Source organism: Pseudobdellovibrionaceae bacterium (assembly GCA_023898385.1).
GTDB lineage: Bacteria > Bdellovibrionota > Bdellovibrionia > Bdellovibrionales > UBA1609.
Genome location: CP060220.1, coordinates 362152 through 383703, shown reverse-complemented (window position 1 = coordinate 383703; position 21552 = coordinate 362152). Strand labels below are relative to the sequence as shown.

The following is a 21552-nucleotide window of genomic DNA, read 5'->3' as shown; positions in this document are numbered from 1 at the left end:
GTGAATTCAAAACGCTACAAAAAAGACCGAATATTTAAATATTTGACCGTGGCGGCCACAAGTTTTTCTGTGTTTATTTTATGCGCGCTTCTATATCACATAGCCCACACGGGGTTTTCTTGGGTCAGCTGGGACTTTCTCAATCGATTTCCCTCCCGATTCCCCCAAAAAGCCGGCATCAAAGCGGCCATTTGGGGAAGTTTATGGATTATGGGACTCACTACTCTGATTGCCGTACCCCTCGGTGTGGCCACAGCGGTGTATCTTCAAGAGTATGCTAAAAAAGGAATGTTTGTTCGGCTGTTGCAAGTGAATATCGCAAATCTCGCGGGGATGCCGTCTATTATATATGGATTATTGGGACTCGCGGTCTTTGTGCGCTTCCTGGGTCTTGACCGAAGCATTTTAGCCGGCGCCCTGACGTTAACTCTTTTGGTGTTGCCGGTCATAATCATTGCCTCGCAGGAGGCCATTCGCGCGGTCCCTCGAGAGGTCAAGCTAGGTGCCTACGCCCTTGGGGCCCGACGCTGGCAAACCATTACCGGGCAAATCCTACCGGCGGCTTTGCCGGGCATCATGACCGGAGTCATCTTGTCACTTTCTAGAGCCATTGGTGAAACAGCGCCACTGATTATGGTGGGGGCCTTAAGTTATGTGGCCTTTGTGCCCGAGTCGGTGAATGATCCGTTTACAGTACTGCCCCTTCAGATTTTTAACTGGGCCGGTCGCCCGCAAGAAGAATTTCACAGTTTGGCGGCAGCAGCCATTATTGTATTGCTGCTTGTCTTGTTTAGTATGAACTTTGTTGCCATATTCATTCGCCAAAGGTTTCAAAGGTACCGCCTATGACTGTCGATTCAATAATAAAACCAGTAATAGATATAAAAGATGTCTCCATTTTTTACGGAGATAAGCAGGCTGTGAAGAATGTTTCCATGCCGGTGCGAGCAAAATCGGTAACCGCTGTTATTGGCCCCTCTGGTTGTGGCAAGAGCACCCTGCTAAGAAGCATCAACCGAATGAACGACCTCATCCCCAATGTGCGCGTGGAAGGTGAAATTGTATTTGACGGGCAAAATATCTACTCGCCAAAAACTGATCCTGCGGAAGTCCGCCGGCGAGTGGGCATGGTTTTTCAAAAGCCCAATCCATTTCCAAAATCAATTTATAAAAATATTGTTTGGGGCCCCAAAGTAAATAACTACAAAGTGGACTGGGACGAGTTGGTGGAAACCTCCTTGCGCGGAGCTGCATTGTGGGATGAAGTCAAAGACCGCCTTCACGAATCGGCGCTGGCTTTGTCTGGCGGACAACAGCAGCGCCTTTGTATTGCCCGTGCCATTGCCATGAGTCCAGAAGTGATATTAATGGACGAACCCTGCTCGGCCCTTGACCCTAAGGCCACAGCCCGGGTGGAAGACCTCATTGATGAACTCAAAGACAACTACACTATAATTATCGTAACCCATAATATGCAGCAAGCCTCCCGAGTCTCCCAACAAACGGCCTTTTTCTATGAAGGGCACTTGATTGAATATGGTGACACGCGTAAACTGTTTACGAATCCGCGGGAAAAGCGCACTGAAGATTACATCACTGGGCGCTTTGGCTAGAACGTCTCACCTGTATCCGTGGGCTCTTAGAACATTTCGTAGTCATTAAAAAGGATTTTAATATGACGAAACATCTACGTGACGAACTCGATCGATTAAAGCGTGAGCTCCTGGCCCTGGGCTCTTTAGTGGAAGAAAATCTAAATAGAGCCTTTCGAGCCTGGAATGAATGCAATGAACCTCTGGCCCAACAAGTGATCAGCAACGACCGACGTATTGATGAAACCGAAGTGGAAATTGAAGAAAAATGCCTTCAAGTAATGGCCCTACACCAACCTGTGGCCACAGACCTTCGCTTTTTAGTGGCTGTACTTAAAATCAATAATGACCTTGAGCGCATTGGCGATTTAGCGGCCAATATTGCGCGAACCGCAAAAAACCTCGCCGGACGAACTGACATGGACTTGCCAGTGGATTTCACCACCATGCAGGAACACACACGCCTGATGGTTAAAGAGGCCCTGGATGCGCTTATAACCATGGACACCACCGTCGCCCGCAAAGTTCTCGAATCTGACCGGATCGTGGATAAAATCAACTACGAAAACTTTCACCTCATATCAGATGCCATCTCCAAAGACCCCGCAAAGACTCGAGAAATGATTCGTTGCCTGAATACTTCAAAGCACCTTGAACGCATTGCTGATTATGCCACCAATATTGCTGAAGACGTTATCTACCTTGTGGAAGGTGTGATTGTGCGACATGGGTTTGTTGAGGCCAAAGGAGAATAAATTGACCCTATTTCAAAAAATCATAAACCGCGAAATTCCGGCTGATATTGTTTATGAAGATGATCTGTGCCTAGCATTTCATGATGTCAATCCGCAAGCGCCCACACATATACTGGTTATTCCAAAAGAACCCATTACCTCAATGGCTGAACTGGCTGATTCCAATAAAGCCCTGATGGGGCACCTTTTGGTTGTGGTCGCTGAAATTGCCAAACAGCAAAACCTGGCAGAATCCGGTTATCGGGTGGTGATCAACACCAACGAAGATGGCGGACAAACCGTGTTTCATTTGCACATCCACCTCCTTGGCGGCCGATCTCTGAATTGGCCCCCGGGCTAAGAATTTAGAAAATCCTTAATTTCTTGCTGTCGCTCAATACAGTCTTGATATCCCATATCCACTAGAGCCGCCGTATACTCGCTATCAAACAGAAGATAGCTGGCCAGCTCTGCCGATTCATGCCGAGTCCCTAACCCCGCCAAGAGGTATTGAACAGAGCGTGGGATTCGATGGGCCACCTGCTCAGCCAAGGCCCCCAGATCTTTTGAAGGCTGGAGATAAAGGTGTCGCACGGGAGTGTAGCGAAGTTTCTCTACTTCGGCCTTTGACAGTTTTTGAAGGGCTAAGTTGATATTCACAAGTCGCTCAATGTCCACATTGGTTAAATCAAAAAACAAGGAATTCAAAAGATGACCGACCATTCTGGCCACACTGGGGCCATCAGGGCCGATACTTGAGTCCACATGCACATGTTTTTGATGGCGCACACCCACAACCAGAATTTTTTCAGCACCCAAATTGATCGCCGGCCCCAAAGGGGCTGTGTTGCGAAAAGTCCCATCACTAAAATGCTCACCATCAATGGCAATTTGTGGAAACAAAAGAGGCACTGCCGCTGAGGCCATTACATGGTCTTCGGTGATCACCGTCGCCCGACTCTCTCTTCGAGGTCGGGACCACATTTCTGTGGCCAATTCTGATTGAATATAGGCCACCGTCTTACCGTGAGTGTAAGAAAAAGTGGTACAAACCAGTGCTTGCAAGTGACCTTTTTTTAAATTTTCAGAGATCTTTGAGAAGTCTACTTTTTCATTAAGTAGTTTCTTAAGGGGAGCCGTATCCAAAAGGTGGTGGGCTTTCTTCTTGGCGCGCAGATTACCCAGTGCCAAATCCGCCATCCATCCCGCACCGATACGCCCCAAGGACATCAAATCGGAGCGATAAACCTGCTCTGGGCGCAAATGGGTCCACAAATCAGCCAGAGCTGCTGCTGTGGTGGAAAAGTCATGGGCCCCACTGGCGCAAAATACCGCATTTATAGCACCAGCACTCACGCCGTTCATAATACCAAAACAGTTTGTGGCTCCACACCGATCGGCGATTTCGCTGAGTCCCTTTATGACGCCCGCTTGGTAGGCTCCTCGAGCGCCTCCCCCCGTCAACACCAATGCCGTTTTCACGCTGCCCCCTTCTTCGTCGCCACTTCCTGGTTGAACTATAACTCAAATCTCCGATTTGCTTAACAGGATATTAGACTGAAAAAGCGGTAGCTCTAAATCTTTTAGAAGGGGCTGCTGGGTTCAGGGGGAACCCAGCAGTGCAATTGGGGGGGGGATTAGGGTTTTATTGAGACAATAATGCTTCGACCGAGAGGTCTTTGGCAGTTATCGTTGTGATCAACTTCTAGAGCACGATGTGTGCCAAGGGCAGGCCCCCATTTAAAGCCTAATGGGATAAATTATCTTCTCTGAAAAGACTCTCACCGTTACAGGCTGTGACAAACTGTTTCGTAAGTCGGCCCTAAGGTACTCAACTATAGGGCCTAAATTCGCTTTTGCCATGGACTGATCTTTGCTGTGCAACCTTGCATACGACCAATACAGCCAAAAGGGAGGCGATCATGAGATTTTCAGAAAAACCCCACTGGACTCTACCCATTCGTGGTTTTCAACAACTTAAGGAGCTTTCCGAGAAAACATTCGGTGCTCTCCCCAAATCTCCAGACAACAAAGATATAGGGAAAATGTCTAAATCATTGTCGTTGATATTCAATCGGCAGCCGATCATCAAAAACTTCCACTCAAAACCGGGGCCCATAGCTTCCTAGTGAGACAGTTTGTTACAATAGACTATATTTTGTTCACCCCTGTAAATCCTTGCCCATAAAGGGTTTTATAGAAATCTCAGGTTGATTTTTGTGAACGAATACTGTTTAATGTGTCTCTCGATTCAGCAGAACGTCTTCCACAAACAATCGGAGCCTATATGTCCACAACTTCACGAGCTATCAGTGATACCTCGCACCCTGTAGAGGAATCTCTACATGTATTAGTGATTGATGACGATGAAGATATTCGTCGTCTATTACGAGCCACCTTGGAGCGCGAAGGCTTTCGTGTAAAGGAAGCGGAATCTTTCGATACCATGCGCTCACAGATCAATGCCTATTCTTTCGATGCTGCCATCATTGATGTGTACCTCAATAATGAAGACGGTCTTGAAGTGATGTCTTATTTAATTCACGAAGCCCCTTACACCAAAGTGTTTATTATGACGGCCCAAGATACTGTGTCGTTAGCTGTAGACGCCATGGAACGTGGGGCTGCCAGTTTTTTGCCCAAGTCCATGGGGCCCAAAAAAATGGTGCAAACGTTGAAAGATAGATTTTTTGATAGCACCCTCCGCGCGGGCCCGAAAACGGGATCCGTTAAAGACATGGGCTTGATTGGCAATGGCCCTAGTATGCGCAAGACAATGACTCAGATTCAACAAATGAAAGACGCTGACTCCACAGTGCTTATCATGGGTGAGTCCGGCACGGGCAAGGAACTCATAGCTAGAGCCCTGCACAAATCCTCTCGTCGAAAGGGCGAACGCTTCGAAGCCATTAATTGTGGAGCCATTCCAGAAGCCCTTTTGGAATCTGAGCTATTTGGCCACTTGCGCGGAGCCTTTACCGATGCAAAGACAGACAAAAAGGGACTTTTCGAAATCTGCAAGGAAGGCACCCTGGTGTTAGATGAAATTGGCGACATGCCACTCTCCCTGCAAGTCAAACTTCTTCGTGTGCTGCAAGAGCGTGAGGTTCGACCATTGGGTTCACTGTCCACCGTTAAAGTGAACACTCGAGTCATTGCCTCTACTCATCGCGACCTAGCTGAAGAAGTAAGAGCGGGACGATTCCGACAGGATCTTTACTTTCGTTTATCTGTCTTGCAAATCTATGTGCCCTCATTGAAAGAGCGTCCTGAAGATATTCCCATGTTGGTTGAGCACTTTGTTGAACGATATTCTGAACGATTCGGCAAGAGAATTAACCAGCCCTCGCACGAGGTGATGTCTCGCCTTACGACTTACGCATGGCCGGGAAATATTCGAGAACTTCAGAATGCCATTGAGCGAGCTGTTGTACTGACCCAAGACTGTGACATTCATATCGATCACCTATTTTGCCATGCACGGCACGACTCAGAAATGAATAAAGATAGTGGCGATGCTTTTTTGAACAGTCTTCCACTCTGTCATTCTGACGCAAAAAAACTTTTTGAACGAAGCTATCTTGAGCAACTGCTTAAAGAATCCCGCGGAAACATTTCAAAGGCCGCCCGACTGGCAGGTAAACATCGGGTTGAGATTTATAGGCTCATTGAAAAATACAATATCGATCATCATCGATTTTCTGAGACAGACACTCAGTCCCATCACTAGTTGAGGCCGCCTAGAGGCGCAAGGGAATCCTCCTGATTCCCTTACGCCAAAACACTGCGAATCTGGGTCAGCCAGCTCCATAAAAATCGCCTAGCTCCTTCCTCGTAAGCCGGCGCTACACTGACCTCAGCAGGCTCGGCCTCAAGTGGGCCCACACCTTTCACCCGCATCAGTTTCCTTTGAGGGTCCAGATCCCCCAAAATGCAAACGTGGCTCCATTCGAAGTGATGAAGCACGGGGTCCCAAGTGGGATTAGGAAGCAAGCTGTATTCTTCATCATCTCTTGTGGCGAGCACATAGTACGTTGCCGTATTGGCCTGATGGGTCTTCTTCGGTATCAATAGACCTTCGATCTCTTTTGCTGGATGCACAAACATACTTATTCCCCTATTTATAATTTGATCTATTCAGCAGTAATCTAAACTACAAATATAGAGTAACAAGGATTGTGCCAGATCTGGCTCGATCTAAAGAACATCTAGAGCCCTGTCTGACTCTAGATTGATACATTAAAAGATGGGTTTGAAACTATCTGATACAACTAATCCCGCCGCTTTCGATCATAGGCCACACGGATTTTGGTGCCCGATTTTGGTGGAACATCAAAGATGATTTTGTTTTCATACACAGACCAACGCACATCGGGTTGTGGTGGGTCAAACAACATCATAATAGAATCTTCATCCGGTGCTGCTTTTAGTCGCAATGAATCTAAAAGCTTTATTAAGTTTTTGCCAATTTGCCCCAAAGTCTCCCCGTATTCTTCGCTACAAATGCTGCCCGTTAAACCACCTGTTAAGTCTGATAGATCTGACACATGGGTGCCGTAGGACGCATCTCTACCTTGAGCACCAAGACAATTCACATCCCCAGGTAGTGTAATGATCCCGTAGGTGTAGAGATCTTTAGAATCGCCCCAAATGTTGCGAAAATGGTCGAGTACAGCTTCTGGCTTGGTTGCCAAAGCAGGACCCGTACTCATCTCATCCTCGTCAGAGAGAATCAAAAGCCCTAGGTCCGCGTCATCTCGAAAAAAACCACGGTTATCAGTATTTCTTTTGTCCATCGCCATAATTGCCGCCCGCAGAGCTTGCTCGTCAGCTGATGGACACGATCCCACGCAGTTCAATGTTTCAGAGCGCACCACTGTATCCAAAAAGACCTGCTCATAATTGGGCACATTCTTATTAAGAATCATACTTGAGGTGCCTGCCATTGTGAGAAGTGATCCTTTTAACCCATACGGACCAGTACTGACATCGGTTGTGGTCACAGCCAATTGCCAGTCCACCCTACCCAAATGATTTAGAAAGCTTTGAATTCTAGCGCCCAGCCGCGATTGTTCTTCGGCCATGGAAAGAGAGTTATCTACGATGACTAATAAATCGACTTTGCGAACCACCGACCTTTGGTTAAAGGCCTCAAGAATCTCGCCACTAATTGAGCCAAGCCCCCCAGAATCGGGAGTGGAGTCCTCAAGTGTCGACGGCCCCTCTTTTGGAGGAGCTGGCGAAAAGCTCACCTCTGAACAAGCTCCTAATATAAATGTCAGCGCCAGACCACTTACGGCCCTTGACCACTTTATCGAATTCATGATTCCCCCCTAAGCCCTTTGTCTATATATGTAGCAACTCCAGTACCAACGTCTTGATTTGTCGAAAATTGACCTAACCGACTGAGATGACAAAACAATTACCACAGCCACAGTGATCTCAAATTTCTCAAAAACCGTCAGATCTGGCCCCTTGCAAAGGCATTACTCAGTTTTTCGAATAATTTGAGAAAACGACATTTATTGTCACTGTTTCGAACAATATTCAGCCACGGCTAGCGTGAAATCGAACACAACTGACTTCCAGCCAGGCATTGGCCTTGCTCTACTGCTTCATGGAGATTGTCTTTTTCGGGCTACTAATGAAGGAGAAACCTTATGAGCTCTGGATCGTTTAGTGAATCAATAGCTGCAATTGGCTCTGCTTTTAGTCAAGGCGGCATTTGGATGTGGTTAATACTCGCTGTGCAAATTGTGTCGATCGCAATCATAGCTGAGAGAATTTATGCTCTTTATATAGTAAGAGCTCCCAAACAAAAGAAAATTGCAAATGGATTAGAGCGCGACATTAAAGCCGGTAATATCGAAAATACTCTGCGCAAAATTGCTCGAATAGCCCCCCGTCACGCCATCGCCAATGTGGCTCAAGCCGGCATTGAAGCCGCTAAAAATATGGGCGGCCGAAACGAAATCCAAGCTAAAATGGATGAAGTACTGGCTCACGAAAATGCTCGCCTCGAAAAGCGTACTGGATTTCTCGCCATGCTTGGAAACGTGGGAACACTGCTCGGCCTATTAGGAACCATCGTCGGTCTTATTAAAGCCTTCTCTGGTGTGGTTGATCAAAACCCCGTAGAAAAAGCGGCCATGCTTAGCCAAGGTATTTCAATGGCCATGAGCACGACGGCCTACGGATTGATAATGGCTATACCTGCGCTGATTATGTTTGCCGTCCTCCAAAACCGCGCCAATGAACTGGCTGAAGATTTAAATCAAGGTTCTACAAAGATCTACAACTGGCTCAGCTTTAACTTTGACATTATCGAAAACAAAAAAACCAAGGCTGTAAAAGGTAAGTAAGCCATGAAAATCAACGGTCGCGATCTAAATTTTGAATTAAACCTACTCCCGGTGATTTCACTCCTAGCCGTCCTGATCTGTATGCTTCTTTTGACTACAGTATGGGTAAACATCGGGACTCTTGATATAGCTCAAGCTTTTGGTGGGCAAACACAGGTAGAACGTTCGCTCCAGCCCACACTTTGGATTGAAATTAGAGAAAGCGGCCGCGTCTCATTAAGATTAAAAGACGTGGCGAAGGCTAACCAAAGCCTTCGACAAAAGAACTTTCGCGGTGTTGATGGTCAGCCCAACTGGAATTCAATCAGCCAACACATTGCAAATGTCACTCGAAGAATCACCGGCCTTAAAACAGCACTGATCCTCCCTAGCGCCAACACAGAATACGACAGCGTCATTCACCTTATAGACCAACTTAAGGCCACAGGCATAACTGATGTAGGGATAGCCCCTCTTTAAGATGAGGTAAGGAAAATGGCATTAGGACGTAGTTATTTAAATCAACAAATTCAATCCTCTTCGTCAGTATCCCGTTCCACGTTGGCTGGCTCACAAAAATCTGCGAAAAAGACGATTGCCGCTTCCCTCATACTGACCTCCCTTGTTGACGCGTTTTCTATTCTCGTTATTTATTTGTTGGTAAACACCAACTCGGCATCCGAAATGCCCACTCCCGACAGAATCCAGCTCCCCCTTGCTTCTCAATCCGAAATAGCTACTTCTGGTTTGGTTGTGCAAATTGTAGACAATCATTACGTGGTCGATGGTGAGCGTATCAGCCAAAAACAACTTCTCGACAAATTAATCAATTTGAAAGCCCTAGACACTACAAAAGAAGCACCCAGCGTTGTCATTCAGGCAGATCGCAAAACTGGTTTCTCCGCTATTAACCCCGTCATTATGATGGCCGCCCAGTCGGGCGTAGAAAAACTGCGATTTGCGGTTATTCAGGGAGAGCGGGCGCTATGAAACGCTTTTTGATAATCGCACTTTTTATAGGATCGACCTTTCCCGCGTGGGCTAAAACCACCATGGATTCTCAAACCTATGGAGTGCTTATTGAGAAACTTGAAGGCGTAAACAGTAAAGCCAAGCTTTCTGACGTTTCTCGATTTGGCATCAAACTTCGACTGGCTGATTTGTATGCTGAGCGCGCCCGCCGAGTTCTCTTAGAAAAAGAAGATAACCAATGTAAAGACTGCCCATCCCCTTATAGAGACAGAATAAAATCTCTTAATTATTACAACCAAATTTTTGAAGAACCCTCGCTTATCGAACACCGAGGACGAATGCTTTTGCAAATGGCTCACCTTTATGAGGTCACTGATCAACTTGCTAAAGCCAAGAACCTTTACCAAAACATTATTTCAGGCAAAGTTCAAAAACTGACAAAAGACATCAATGGCCTGGCTCACGTGGGACTAGGCGACCTTCACTACAAAGATGGTCAATTTGGTACAGCAAAAACTCTATTCACAAAGGCCTTGAGTTTCAATATTGATTCTGCAGGCTACACGGCCTCAAAGATTGCCTGGTGCTACTTCAACCTTGGCGATGCAAAATCAGCCGTCAACTGGCAAACGAAAATTCTGCAGTCAGAAAGTTACCTTTCGCGCAGCACCTCAAGTGGGCTAGAAGTTGATGAATCCATTCACATGGATGCGGCCCGAGACCTGGCCACGTTCTTAGCCCAAACGCCTGTGACCAAAAACGATGTGGTGCAACTTTTCAATCTTAGCCCCGAAGACCACAAGCTTGACAATGTCTCTTATTTAGCCGAAGAGCTCGAACGCCTTGGCAAAACCCCTTCGTCTTTAATCGCCTGGAGATATTATCTCGAGAATCAACCTCACACATCTAGAAAACTCAAAGCCCTCGTATATGTGGCCAAAGTGCAACTGGTTTTGAATAGAGAACAATCCGCTCTCGGCGACATGACTGAGGCCGCTCAAATTTGGCAGAAAACAGGCTGCCAACTAGACGCTGATGAATGCAAAGAGCTTCAAGATCAATTTCGCCAGACAATCATTGATTGGAACCAGCGCCGCAAAAACAAACCATCACCCTATTTAGTTAAAGCGTACGAACTTTTCACAAAAACCTTTCCCAAAGATATCGATATGATTTACTGGGCCGCTCAAACAGCTAAAAAACGACGCGATTACGCCCAGAGCGCTCAGTTTTTTCGCCAGACCTCAGACCTCGCTCGCCAGCTACTGTCAGATAACTCTGATTCAGTGAAAATCAAGAACATCGCTGAAGGCTCGCTACTTGGCGAAGTAGAAATGGCTGAAGCGTCAAAAGACTCTAAATTAAAAACCCAAGCCTACGAAAACTACCTGAAACACAGCACTAAAAAAGAGAAGCAGTTTGAAGTGTCTTACCAGCTGGCTTACATGGATTATGAAAAGCGTGACTACAAAACGGCTGCAGACAAATTTTATAAGTTAGCAGTAGATACCAAATTGGGTTCTTCCCCACTTAAAAAGAAATCAGCCGATCTCGCCCTAGACTCCCTGGCCGCTCTGAAAAAAGAAGACACTCTTTCTGAATGGGCCGATCAGTTTAGTCGCGTTTTCCCAGCTGCCGCACTTGAGTTTAGAAGTATTGCCAGAAAATCGCGACTCAACCTGGTTGCCGTAAAACTCAATGACGAAAAATCGGAAAAAAGTGAATACAAAGAGGCCCAATCGCACCTAGCAAAGGTTTCTTTGCAGGGTTCAAGCGACAAAGAAAAGATTGCCTACTACAAAAACAAGACGCTATTGGCTCTCAAACTGGATCAACTTAACGAAGTTAACGACGCCGCGAGTGGACTATTAAGCCTTAAAGGGCTAAGTAAAAATGACCACCTTTGGGCCCAGAAACAGCAGCTGATTGTTGCACAAAAGCAAAAGCGTTTCAGGCGTGCTTACCAATTGGCAAAAAAAATCAATGACCCAGCGTTGAACCCTGAACAAAAATCACTTCAACTGGCACTGCTGGCTGACCTTGCAAATATAAACTCTAAAAAGCATTACCTAGACTTTATTAAATATACAAATAGTTATGAAAAAGCCAATCAAGCCCGCGCCCATCTCATCTTGAAGAGTCGTTATCCTTGGAATGAATTGAAAAAAGAATTGAGCTCACTAAAGAAAACTCCTGAGCTCTTGGGCCGCCTGGCGCTTGAAGTTTATGCAAAATATCGAAATCAAGTTTCTGCTGAACTTATAATAAAACAACCGGGTGTCACCCGATATGCCGCCGGTCGGTCATTGCAACGTCAACTGGTCAGGCCTTCGCTTGTTGCCAAATCCCGTCGAATAGAAAGTCACCGAGTATCAACAAAGAGCGACTATCTTTTGAAAAAGACCCTTAAACAACATATTGATCTTTTGAAAGATCTTGAGACCGAAACAAATAAGATTATTGCCCTCAATGACTGGATCCTACAGATTATTGCATTAAATAAACTCGCTGAGCAAAACAATCGACTTGCTGAAATCATTGAACAACTGCCGGTGCCTCGAGGACTTTCTGACGATGAAAATGCCAAATATAAGGGCCTCCTTGCACAACAGGCTCAACCCTTTAAAACGACCAATGACTCCATTCGAAAAAAACTCGACCAGTTTTGGAACAATCAATCTACATTTGAAGCCGTGATTGAGAATTATAAAAGCTCCCCACGCCCCATTAAGAACCTTATGAAACCAGAAATGCAAGAACTCGCTAAATATGCACCGTTTTTCAAGCGGCAGGCAATACTGTCAGCGATCAAAAACAACGACGAAGGTCAATCTTTGGAGCACGGAATACAGGCCCGGGCTAATCCCTTGGATGGGAGGCAAAAATGAGACAAGTAATATCTTTTCTTTTAACATTGACTTTAACTATGCCTGTCCTCGCATCAACACAGAAAAAGAAATCCACTTCAAGAAAGACAGCCCAAGAAAAGCTACAGACAGAGATGAAATTTCACGAAATGAGCTTACGAGGAAAATATAAAGTTCGAGATGAAGCCCTGGCTGAAGTTGAAGACGACAAGCTGTTAGAGGAACTTCTCGGCATGCGTCTCGACTTTAAAGATAGAATCAAGAAAGACGTGGTGCGAAAATGAAAAACAACCGCTCAACGGCAAAACCGACGCTTTTAGCGCTACAAAATCTAAGTGGTCAAACCGTGCGCACTTATGAAATGCACACCGAACAAGCCGCTTTAGTTTACCGCCTGGACTCAAAAAGAGTGGAATTACTGGCCGACACCACAGAGCTAGATAACAACGATGTCAGCTATCAATTGCTTTCAAAGATTTCGCAAAAAACCCTAGGTGCCGAAAATTCCGTTCCTGTGGCTGGCGTGGGTTATCTAAGAAAAGTGGCCACCGTGCAAACGCTTTCAAAAGACATCTCTCTTGCTCCGGAGAATAACTCTCGCTTTAAAGAAATCTTACGTTACACAGCATTGGGCCATATGACTCTGTTGCTGATCTTTTTATTGTTTGCCTATTTTTCGCCCAGCAAAAAACAAACGGACGAACCGCAAGTGGTGACAATCTTCAAACAACGCCCTGAAGCACCTACAGTGGATCTAAGCCCTGAAAAAGTGGTTCGCACACAAAGACCTATTGCCAAAAATAAAGTGACAAAAAAGACAACACGGCGAGTGATTCGAACGGCCAAAAAATCGGTATCGAAAAACAAAAAACAAAATATTTCTAGCATGGGTGCCCTCGATGTTTTGGGGCAGCTCACCACCGGAAAAGCTAAGGGTGGCATCAATCTTGGCGCTGCCAACGCCACATCTGGCGTGGGCCGCGGTGGCCGTCAGGGCAGCGGCGGCAGTCAGACCAGTATCTATAGTAAGGGTCTTGTTGCCACCAATGTGGGACCAGGAAGTAAAGCCTACGGCGCTGGTGGTTACGGAACCAAAGGACAAGGCGGCGGAAAATCCGGCTATGGCCGAATCAGCCTTAGCGGCGCCTCCAGCCAATACGTACAGCCCCTTGAAGAAATGGCCTCTGTTTACGGAGGGCTAGATCGCGACCAAGTGGCTGAGGTCATTCGCCGCCACCAAGGACAAATCGTCTATTGTTATGAAAAGGGCCTACAAGTGAAGCCCAGCCTTAAGGGACGAATTGATGTCAAATTCGTAATCGGCACTCAAGGCTACGTGAGTACCGCAAGAGTGTCACAAACAAGTGTTGGTTCAAGCACTGTAGAAAACTGCATTGTTCAAAAGTTAAGATCTTGGAAGTTTCCAAAGCCGGTTGGCGACGTCAATGTGAAAGTGGAATACCCGTTCACATTTAAACGAGTGAGCCAGGGTTAAAAGGAGAAAGTCGAATGAAAGCCTCAATTAACTATATATTTACACTGACTACCTTACTTGCGGTGGTGGGCTGCACTGATAGCGGTTCAAATCCCGTAAAAGACTACGACTTCTACCCAGACCTCGTGGCTGAACAAACTGCTGAAAAAATGCCACAAGCCACCGTGGGCTCCGATTACATGCAAGTGATACCTGATAACGACATTAACTTTGTCGAGGGCGAAGAATCCACATTTAAGATCCGAGCCTACATTTACGATCAAGTGAGTTTTAACCTAAAAGCCTTCTATTTACCAGCAGGCGCCGTCTTTCAAGCTGATCCAACAACTCCCAACACTTGGAATCTGACTTGGAAACCAAATACAAACTTCATAGATCCAGGTCAATACGACCGACAACACGAAATCGAAGTGGAACTTGTTCCAACGGGATACCATGATGTTGATGAACAAAAAAATCGATCTGCTGAAGCGCTTATCTCGAGGCTAGACAAGCGCCGTCGAATCCCCATAAGTGTACGTCGATCTGACAAACCGCCAGTTGTTGAATTGTCCACCTCCCATATCACGGTTAACGAAGGTGATCAGAGCGCATTTCAGGTGAATGTAAAAGCACCTGGCACCCACGCCCAAAACAAACCCCGTGTGGTAGTTATGGGCACTGGCCAAAAATGTGTGGCCAATGGCGCGTCTTTTATATACCCATCAAACAACAACCCCATTTGGAGTGAAGACACTCAATCGTGGGTTTTCAGCTACACGGTCGACACCAATGCGCAGTCCGTTCCCACCCAATTGAACGATCGCACTTGCCAAAAAGACCCAAAAGCAGCCTCATTGATTTCGCGATTTCTAGTAAAGGCATTTAACCCCTCTGCCGGAACCAGCAGCCCGGAAGAATTGATAAAGCTTGAAATCAAGTTTGCTCCGAAAAAGCCCGTATTCTCCTTCGCCTCGGGAAAAGAGACTATAAAACTATTTGCAGGCGCACTCAATGTGATCACCTTCTCCGCCTACGCTCCAGATGGTCGAGGACAGGTTGAAGTTTTAGAGGAGTCCATCCAGCAATTCGCGAAGCTTGGGGAAAAAATGCACGCTCCTGAAACAGCCTGTAAGGCTGGCTCGCAGGCCTCGCAAGTTGAATGTGTGGTGGCCTTTAAACCCCTTTGCGGCAAAAAGAATCATAAAGAAACCGTTGAAATCAAAGCAAAAAACACTACTGACAGCGAGGCCCATTCGTCGGTGAAAAAGGCCTTTGAAATTGACAACAGCCTTTGTGCGGCTGCGGGGCAAGGAGCCTAATCATGAAAAATCTAAACATTAAACTCACATTATTGGTTTTGTTTTTTGCCTCCACGGCTTCGGCCAAAGACGTGAATCTGTTAAAAGATTTGGACTCTTTGGGCGGCAACAAATCCCTCATTGAACGCGCTAAGTATTATGATACAAAAAACCGCACTCGTATCGTCCAAAACCGTATTGTAGACCGATCACTTCGGTTTGAGCTCGGTGTGTCTGGTGCCCTTGTCACCTCAGCCAGCAGTTACTTAGATACACAAAACCTTGGTGCCAATATTGATTTTCACATCACTCCCCGCTGGTCCATGGGTGTGCGCTATTCAAAAAGCTACAACCAGTTAAACTCTGAAGGCATATATCGCGTGGAACAGGCCGCCGCCAGAGATCTCGCTAACGACATTTATACGGCTCCGGCTTTTGATTATCGCATTGATAGCACCATGGTTGTTTTGAACTGGTATCCTATTTATGGAAAGTTGAATTTGTTTGATGTGGCCGTCACCCAATTTGATATTTACGGCCTCGTTGGTGGCGGGCAAATGAATTTGGCTTCAGGTTCCACTTCGGCCCTGACTGTAGGTGCGGGTGTGGGCATGTGGATGTCTCAACACATTTCTTCTCGGTTTGAAGCGCGGTATGAAAACTATCAAGAGTCCGTCTATGGCACAGCCCGTCCCGTTCATTCCGGTGTATTGACGGCCACGTTGGGGTTTTTGTTATGAACCACTGGCTAAAAGCGAATGCTGCAATTTCTAGCTTGTTGATATTTGTTTCTATCAGCTCACTGGCAGCAAACTTTGATTTTGTGTTTCCGCAAACAGAAACACAAAAACAAGTGCTCACGCACATGAACAAAGGTGAGTATCCCCAAGCCCTTAAACTCTGGCCATCGAGTTTCGGCAAGTCACGATTTTCACGCACTGCCGATGGTGTGGCTATGTATTCAATTGTACTCTACAAAAATGCCCTTGAGGTTTCAGCCACCCACAAACTATTTTCAATAGCTCAACCTCAGAAAATATCGCCACGTCTTCGCGAAATATTAACAAACACCATCCCTCGCGATCACGCGGGCTTTTCATTTGTTACTTCTCGGACTGCAAAGAAATGGAGCCTCGTATTTCCACATTTAAAGGGCTGGGGTGCTCAGTCGCTCAGTGGACACTTCTTTCTTCCCACAGCACGGGATGTTCGACAGTTTGAAAAGAAGATCCAGAGCACTCAATTGAATTCTTCGCAAAAAGCCTGGCTTCATTGGCAATTGGCTTTAGCTAAAACTCTTATCAACCAAGAGGCTGAGGCCCACTGGCACCTCAATCACGCCCAAGATCTTGACCCTACGATCATTGATTTTGATCTTCTTCATATGACTCAGGCTCGTGGCTACTATCAATCAGGTCAGCTTCAAAAAGCCATTTACGAGTATGACAAAGTGAAGAAGTCTTCGGATTATTGGCTTGAATCTCTAGAGGAAAAGGCCTGGGCTTATTTGCGATTGGATGAACCCGATAAGACATTGGCACAGTTAAAAACTGTTTTAGCCCCCGTTTTCACACCGCAAGTGGGCGCCGAACCTTATTTTCTACAGAGTTTCGCTCAACTTAAGATTTGCAACTACGCCGGCGCCTCTCAAACTTTAGGTGAATTTAAGTCTCTTTTAAGAGATCGCATTGCCTCTCTTCAAGATTTAGCAAACACGGGCAAGAACCGAAGTTGGGATAAATTTTCAAGCATTTTTTCAAATGTTGACCTTAAATGGGAAAACCTAGGCAGCGATGTTCATTACCTGCCTAGAAACTTTCATCGGGATTTATATTTAAAAGAATATCTTGCCCGTTATAGAGGCCTGCAGACTGAAAAACATATTCTGACGACCAAGTTTAATCAAAACAATGAATTTGCTGGCGAAATTGCCGATATCTATGAACTTTCAAGCCAGTCTATAAAAAAGGCCCAAAATCGTTTAAGCTTTTTGGCAAAACAAGAGTTAAATGATGTCAGCAAGATCATTCAAAAAATGCACATCGTAGAAGCCGAAATCATTCAACAAATTCATTTGTCTGAGAAAAATGTCAGCGTTAAGCCAGCCAAACAACCGCTGGTAAAATCAGCCGACAAACTGCAGTTTCCAGTGACCACCGAAGTGTGGATGGATGAGCTGGACAATTACGAAGTGAATATCAACAACTGTCCTTGGAAGAAAGGTCAAATGTTATGAGAAATCTAAAACTAATATTTGCAGGTTTAATAGGTTTAAATCTGGTTGCCTGCGGCAACCCCTCGCCCCAGGTCATGCCGAGAAGTCAACAGTTTAAGGCTGAAACGGAGTCCTTTCCTGCTGTTGAAAGCTCTATAAATCCTCGGGTTGACATTCTTTTTGTTATCGACAACTCGCACAGTATGACCACTCATCAAAAACGTTTGAGTGAAAATATTGACAGTTTTGTGAAAAATTTTGCACGCCAAGATTTTATTGATTTTCACATTGGCGTCACCTCTGTTTATGACACAAGAAAATTTTCTACTGATGAATACAAAACCAGATACCCCGGCAAGCCCAACTATCGAAATGGGGAGCTTCGACCCGTATCGGGTTCGTCAGTGGGTGATGCTAGATACATCACAAACCAAACTGACAATTTGATCGAATCTCTCGAGAAGACTTTGTTAATAGGCACCGTGGCTCCAAATAAAGGCGGGCCCCGTTGGGAAGAGTCTTTTTCACCTGTTGTTGCAGCATTTAGCGACGGCGATTTGGCCAGGGGAGCTAATTCGGGTTTCCGTCGAGAAATCGCTCATAAAGCTGTGATTTTTGTTACCGACGCCGAAGATCAAAGCCTAGACATGAGTGTGAGTCAATTCAACGCCTACCTTAAAGGCTTGGTGCCGCCCGATTCCCAACTTAAAGTGGCCACCTACGGTGTGATTTCTCCATCCAACGAACCTCACTGCAATAAAGACTATGACGTGCGACCTGAGGATGCAGAAAATCCCGTTCGAATTGAGGAGCTTTTGGCGGTTTCTGGCGGGATGATGCTGAGTCTCTGCCAAGCTGACTTTGGTGAAACGTTAGCTGAGATTGGCAACGATCTTTGGGAAAAGGTCACCACACGAAGGTTAAAACTTCGCAATGGTCGACCAGATTTTAACAAACCCTTTGTGGTCTATCTTGGCGGAAAAGAATTGTCCGTGGAATTGTGGTCCTACGAGCCTCATTCGGCTTCTGTGATTGTCCGAATGGACCCGTCATTGAGTGCAAATATTGATGAGCCTATCACTGTTTCATACACTCAAGTTGAATATGTGAATATTCAAAATGGCAATACCAGACGGTATGGCAAGAACCGGTAACACTTAGGCATCGATAGATTTTAAATTGGCCGATGGCCTCCGCAATGCCATCGCGAGGACCAAGAACAGATGGGATTCAGATCCCCTCTTGTATAAGGTTTTTCTCTGCCCGAATCAGTTGCTGACGGATTCTTTTGGCGACTACCTTTATCTGGCTGGCCTGATCTGTAAGCGAACCGTTGCTGTCTGCCATCAGATCTAGGGCTTCGCGCAAATCCGCTTTCACCACACCTAAAACCGCTTTGATTGTAAGCGCTCGATCGAGGGCAAATTTGTAGATCAATTTGTCGTATTTAAATAATATCTGATTTAGATTTTCCAATTCTTGCATTTTTTCTTTGTAGCGCTCGGCAGACATTAACTTTTCATTCGATGATAATTGAAAGTACCGATCTTCAGCATCTAGCCGCAAGTGAATCACCTCTTGCTCCAGGGGCGACACCAGATCAAGACTCAATGAATCCTGGCCGTCGGCTGTGAACTCCACCATAGAATCCACAGCAAAACCTTCCACTGTGACAAATGTACCAATAGTGGTGACCGGAAAGTCGGAGCTGAGGTCATCGATCATTAACTCAAGACTATCTAGCACATCATCAACAAAAACCATGGCCTCATAGGCCCGGTATCGAGCCTCATGCAGCAACAATGAGTGCTCACCCTCTTGCTCCCACCGGGAGGCCAGGCTCAGCAACAACGATAGATTTCGAAAAAAATCACCGGTTCGATTATGGTCATTTTGCAGGTAAAATAAAAATAGACTGTCTTGCGAACGATCATAAAGATCAATCAATGCTTCGCCACTCACATCAAAAACTCGCGACTCCCCCGTAAACGGGGCGACGAAAAAATCTTCCGGTATATAGACAATTTTTTCTTTTTCATCCACTGCCGCATTGTATGGGAGCAAGAAGTAAGTACCACGATTGGACGAACGCAATCGCCGTAGCCGTTGTTCCGGAGATTCTAAGGCCAAGGGGTCATAGATCACTCGATAACCCTTTTCAAAATAAGAATTGAGCTGTTTTGCTAGTGGTGTGCGTGGCAAAGTCTTAGGCCTCTCGATTTCAAGAACGGGCCGCCCCAGCACGTAGTCATAAAACATTACAATTTGAGTGCTCAGCCACTGCCGCTCAATCAGTCGCTGGGTGCTTTCAATAAGTGGCCGCCAATCCACGTGACCATAGGTTTTGGCCTCGTTGCGAAACTCACGATAGCGGTTTTCATGCAATAAATCGAGCACATGCCCGAGTTCTTCATAGTAAGACTGCAGAGATTGATCGTTACTCAAAAGAGATAGGCAGTTCTGAGAAACCAGTCGAAGCGGGGCCTCAGAGCCAACCTGAGCGTGCGCCAAAGAGGGATATGTCAAATATAGAAAAAAAAGCCCCCAAAGGAATCCTTGCACAACCACTTACGTTCTCCTTACCCAATTTGTGTGGCAGAACTATCATTCATGTTGCACGTTGTCAATTGACCAAATCCACTCTGTAAATGATAAATGACTGTCTGATTTGTAGTGTTTCAAGCCCTGGGGACCGGGCTCCGCCCAACCGGTCGGCGGATGCAACGCCGGGTCTTTCTATCCGTTAAAAAAGCTCGAATTTACAGGCAAATCACCCACAAATTGGGGTACAAACCTTTCGCCCATTGGATATTGGCCCTAGCCTTCAAGATCGCACCTGCCAGCGGGCAAAATTGAGATTGGCTAGCTACAGGCCAAGCTGCTCTATGCCTTCTCGCCAGTGGAAACACTCCACGTGGTCTATTTTTTTCTTCACAGGGTCGTTAGATAGACATATGGCCCTGATGTTTTTCATGTCGGCACTTATGGCAATAAAACTTCTCAGGTCAGATCGAGTGACTTGTGAACTTGATTTTATCTCAATACACACAGTGGGTCGCTTCGGAATATCTATCAGTAGGTCAATCTCCACATCATCTTTTGTGCGAAGGTAATAGAACTCCCACTTTTTTCGGGCATACTCTGCCAATTTTCGAATTTCCAGTATTACGAAGTGCTCAAAGGACTCTCCGTAGGCATAGGTCTTTGGCACCAGGTGTACGTCCAAAGTTCGAGACAATGCTCTAACAACGCCAGGATCAAAAAAATAAAATTTTGGAGCCTCACGCTGCCGCTTACGTACCGATTTGTGGTAACTCGGTAGGATGAAACCTAATAGCGTGTCCTCTAAAATTGAAAAATAGTTTTGTACTGTCGTCGTATCAACTCCGACATCGTTTCCAATTTTTGAGAAATTAACTATTTTTCCGTTGGATTGAGCCGCCACCTCTAAAAACTTCCTAAATGGATCTAGCTTTCGAACAAACTGCTCGGCCTGCACTTCTTCTTTTAAATAAGTCAGAGCATAAGCATACAATGTTTCAGCTCGATCACCCGCCTGCTTGAGATTCCAAACCTCCGGCAACAACCCCCACTCGAGCGCGGTTTGAAGATCAAAATCGTCGCCTAACTCGCGAGCAGTGAATGGATAAAGATGATAGACACTGGCTCGACCGGCCAACAAGTTGGCAGCGCCCCTTTTTAGTTTTCGCGCACTGGATCCTGTGAGAATAAACTTCTGTCGCTTGTTAACAATGGCATGATGAACAAGGTCCAATAGTTTGGGAAGCTTCTGAATTTCATCCACTATGACCCACTCAAAGGTTTCGGCTTCAATTTGGTGAGCTAAGGTCTCTGGATATAACCGGTACAAATCCTCTTTCGAAGGCTTTAAAAGATCTATGTAAAGCACTCCGGGATGCCCGACAAATTCCTGTTGCAATAGACTGGTCTTTCCCGTTCCACGCGCTCCAAACAGAAAAAAGCTTCGCGATTTCGATAAGTTAATAGCTCTATTGACCATACCCAATAAATGTACGCCCTTTATTGGGTATGGTC

General features: G+C 45.8%; 21 protein-coding genes. 16 read left to right on the top strand and 5 right to left on the bottom strand.

Annotated features, from left to right (window positions below; all coding sequences use genetic code 11):
- The 4 genes from pstA to H6626_01610 all read left to right on the top strand — a co-directional run bounded on the left by pstA (position 1) and on the right by H6626_01610 (position 2687).
- Positions 1-849: a phosphate ABC transporter permease PstA gene (pstA, locus tag H6626_01625; protein USN47818.1), complete on the top strand. Its 849-nt coding sequence runs from the start codon at positions 1-3 to the stop codon at positions 847-849.
- Positions 846-1613: a phosphate ABC transporter ATP-binding protein gene (locus H6626_01620; GenBank protein USN47817.1), complete on the top strand. Its 768-nt coding sequence runs from the start codon at positions 846-848 to the stop codon at positions 1611-1613. Before pstA ends, H6626_01620 begins: the two co-directional genes overlap by 4 nt.
- Positions 1614-1675: 62 nt before the next feature.
- Entirely contained in the window at positions 1676-2347 is a 672-nt protein-coding gene (gene phoU / locus H6626_01615) for a phosphate signaling complex protein PhoU (GenBank protein USN47816.1), read from the top strand.
- Positions 2319-2687: a histidine triad nucleotide-binding protein gene (locus H6626_01610; GenBank protein USN47815.1), complete on the top strand. Its 369-nt coding sequence runs from the start codon at positions 2319-2321 to the stop codon at positions 2685-2687. The genes phoU and H6626_01610 overlap by 29 nt, the downstream gene beginning before the upstream one ends.
- Here the strand turns inward: H6626_01610 and H6626_01605 are convergent.
- Positions 2684-3808: a patatin-like phospholipase family protein gene (locus H6626_01605; GenBank protein USN47814.1), complete on the bottom strand. Its 1125-nt coding sequence runs from the start codon at positions 3806-3808 to the stop codon at positions 2684-2686. The two genes, H6626_01610 and H6626_01605, sit on opposite strands and share 4 nt — an antisense overlap.
- A 440-nt stretch (positions 3809-4248) precedes the next feature.
- On the opposite strand from H6626_01605, the gene H6626_01600 reads away from it, so the two are divergent.
- Both H6626_01600 and H6626_01595 read left to right on the top strand, forming a co-directional pair.
- Complete coding sequence (locus H6626_01600) at positions 4249-4455, top strand: hypothetical protein (GenBank protein USN47813.1); 207 nt, start codon at positions 4249-4251, stop codon at positions 4453-4455.
- 158 nt (positions 4456-4613) lie between these two features.
- Positions 4614-6056: a sigma-54-dependent Fis family transcriptional regulator gene (locus tag H6626_01595; GenBank protein USN47812.1), complete on the top strand. Its 1443-nt coding sequence runs from the start codon at positions 4614-4616 to the stop codon at positions 6054-6056.
- Between the two features lie 41 nt (positions 6057-6097).
- On the opposite strand, the gene H6626_01590 is transcribed toward H6626_01595, so the two are convergent.
- Both H6626_01590 and H6626_01585 read right to left on the bottom strand, forming a co-directional pair.
- Entirely contained in the window at positions 6098-6433 is a 336-nt protein-coding gene (locus H6626_01590) for a hypothetical protein (GenBank protein USN47811.1), read from the bottom strand.
- A 164-nt stretch (positions 6434-6597) separates the two neighbouring features.
- Positions 6598-7650: a hypothetical protein gene (locus H6626_01585; protein USN47810.1), complete on the bottom strand. Its 1053-nt coding sequence runs from the start codon at positions 7648-7650 to the stop codon at positions 6598-6600.
- A gap of 405 nt (positions 7651-8055) precedes the next feature.
- On the opposite strand from H6626_01585, the gene H6626_01580 reads away from it, so the two are divergent.
- The 10 genes from H6626_01580 to H6626_01535 are packed head-to-tail and all read left to right on the top strand — an operon-like array spanning position 8056 to position 18650.
- Positions 8056-8688 (top strand): MotA/TolQ/ExbB proton channel family protein, encoded by a 633-nt coding sequence (locus tag H6626_01580; protein USN48923.1) that lies wholly within the window; start codon positions 8056-8058, stop codon positions 8686-8688.
- Positions 8689-8691: 3 nt separating this feature from the next.
- Positions 8692-9147: a biopolymer transporter ExbD gene (locus H6626_01575; protein ID USN47809.1), complete on the top strand. Its 456-nt coding sequence runs from the start codon at positions 8692-8694 to the stop codon at positions 9145-9147.
- 15 nt (positions 9148-9162) lie between these two features.
- Positions 9163-9657: a biopolymer transporter ExbD gene (locus tag H6626_01570; protein USN47808.1), complete on the top strand. Its 495-nt coding sequence runs from the start codon at positions 9163-9165 to the stop codon at positions 9655-9657.
- Entirely contained in the window at positions 9654-12527 is a 2874-nt protein-coding gene (locus H6626_01565; protein USN47807.1) for a hypothetical protein, read from the top strand. Before H6626_01570 ends, H6626_01565 begins: the two co-directional genes overlap by 4 nt.
- Positions 12524-12790 (top strand): hypothetical protein, encoded by a 267-nt coding sequence (locus H6626_01560; protein ID USN47806.1) that lies wholly within the window; start codon positions 12524-12526, stop codon positions 12788-12790. Before H6626_01565 ends, H6626_01560 begins: the two co-directional genes overlap by 4 nt.
- A complete protein-coding gene (locus H6626_01555; protein USN47805.1) occupies positions 12787-14001 on the top strand; it encodes an AgmX/PglI C-terminal domain-containing protein in 1215 nt (404 codons plus the stop codon). Before H6626_01560 ends, H6626_01555 begins: the two co-directional genes overlap by 4 nt.
- A gap of 14 nt (positions 14002-14015) precedes the next feature.
- Positions 14016-15302 (top strand): hypothetical protein, encoded by a 1287-nt coding sequence (locus H6626_01550; GenBank protein USN47804.1) that lies wholly within the window; start codon positions 14016-14018, stop codon positions 15300-15302.
- Between the two features lie 2 nt (positions 15303-15304).
- A complete protein-coding gene (locus H6626_01545) occupies positions 15305-16021 on the top strand; it encodes an outer membrane beta-barrel domain-containing protein (protein USN47803.1) in 717 nt (238 codons plus the stop codon).
- A complete protein-coding gene (locus H6626_01540) occupies positions 16018-17517 on the top strand; it encodes a hypothetical protein (protein USN47802.1) in 1500 nt (499 codons plus the stop codon). Before H6626_01545 ends, H6626_01540 begins: the two co-directional genes overlap by 4 nt.
- Positions 17514-18650 carry a hypothetical protein gene (locus H6626_01535; GenBank protein USN47801.1) on the top strand — a complete coding sequence of 379 codons (1137 nt, stop codon included), beginning with the start codon at positions 17514-17516 and terminating at the stop codon, positions 18648-18650. Before H6626_01540 ends, H6626_01535 begins: the two co-directional genes overlap by 4 nt.
- Before the next feature lie 76 nt (positions 18651-18726).
- On the opposite strand, the gene H6626_01530 is transcribed toward H6626_01535, so the two are convergent.
- On the bottom strand, positions 18727-20064 hold the full coding sequence (locus H6626_01530; protein USN47800.1) for a hypothetical protein: 1338 nt from the start codon (positions 20062-20064) through the stop codon (positions 18727-18729).
- 298 nt (positions 20065-20362) lie between these two features.
- Positions 20363-21517 (bottom strand): ATP-binding protein, encoded by a 1155-nt coding sequence (locus H6626_01525; protein USN47799.1) that lies wholly within the window; start codon positions 21515-21517, stop codon positions 20363-20365.
- Between the last annotated feature and the right edge of the window lie 35 nt (positions 21518-21552).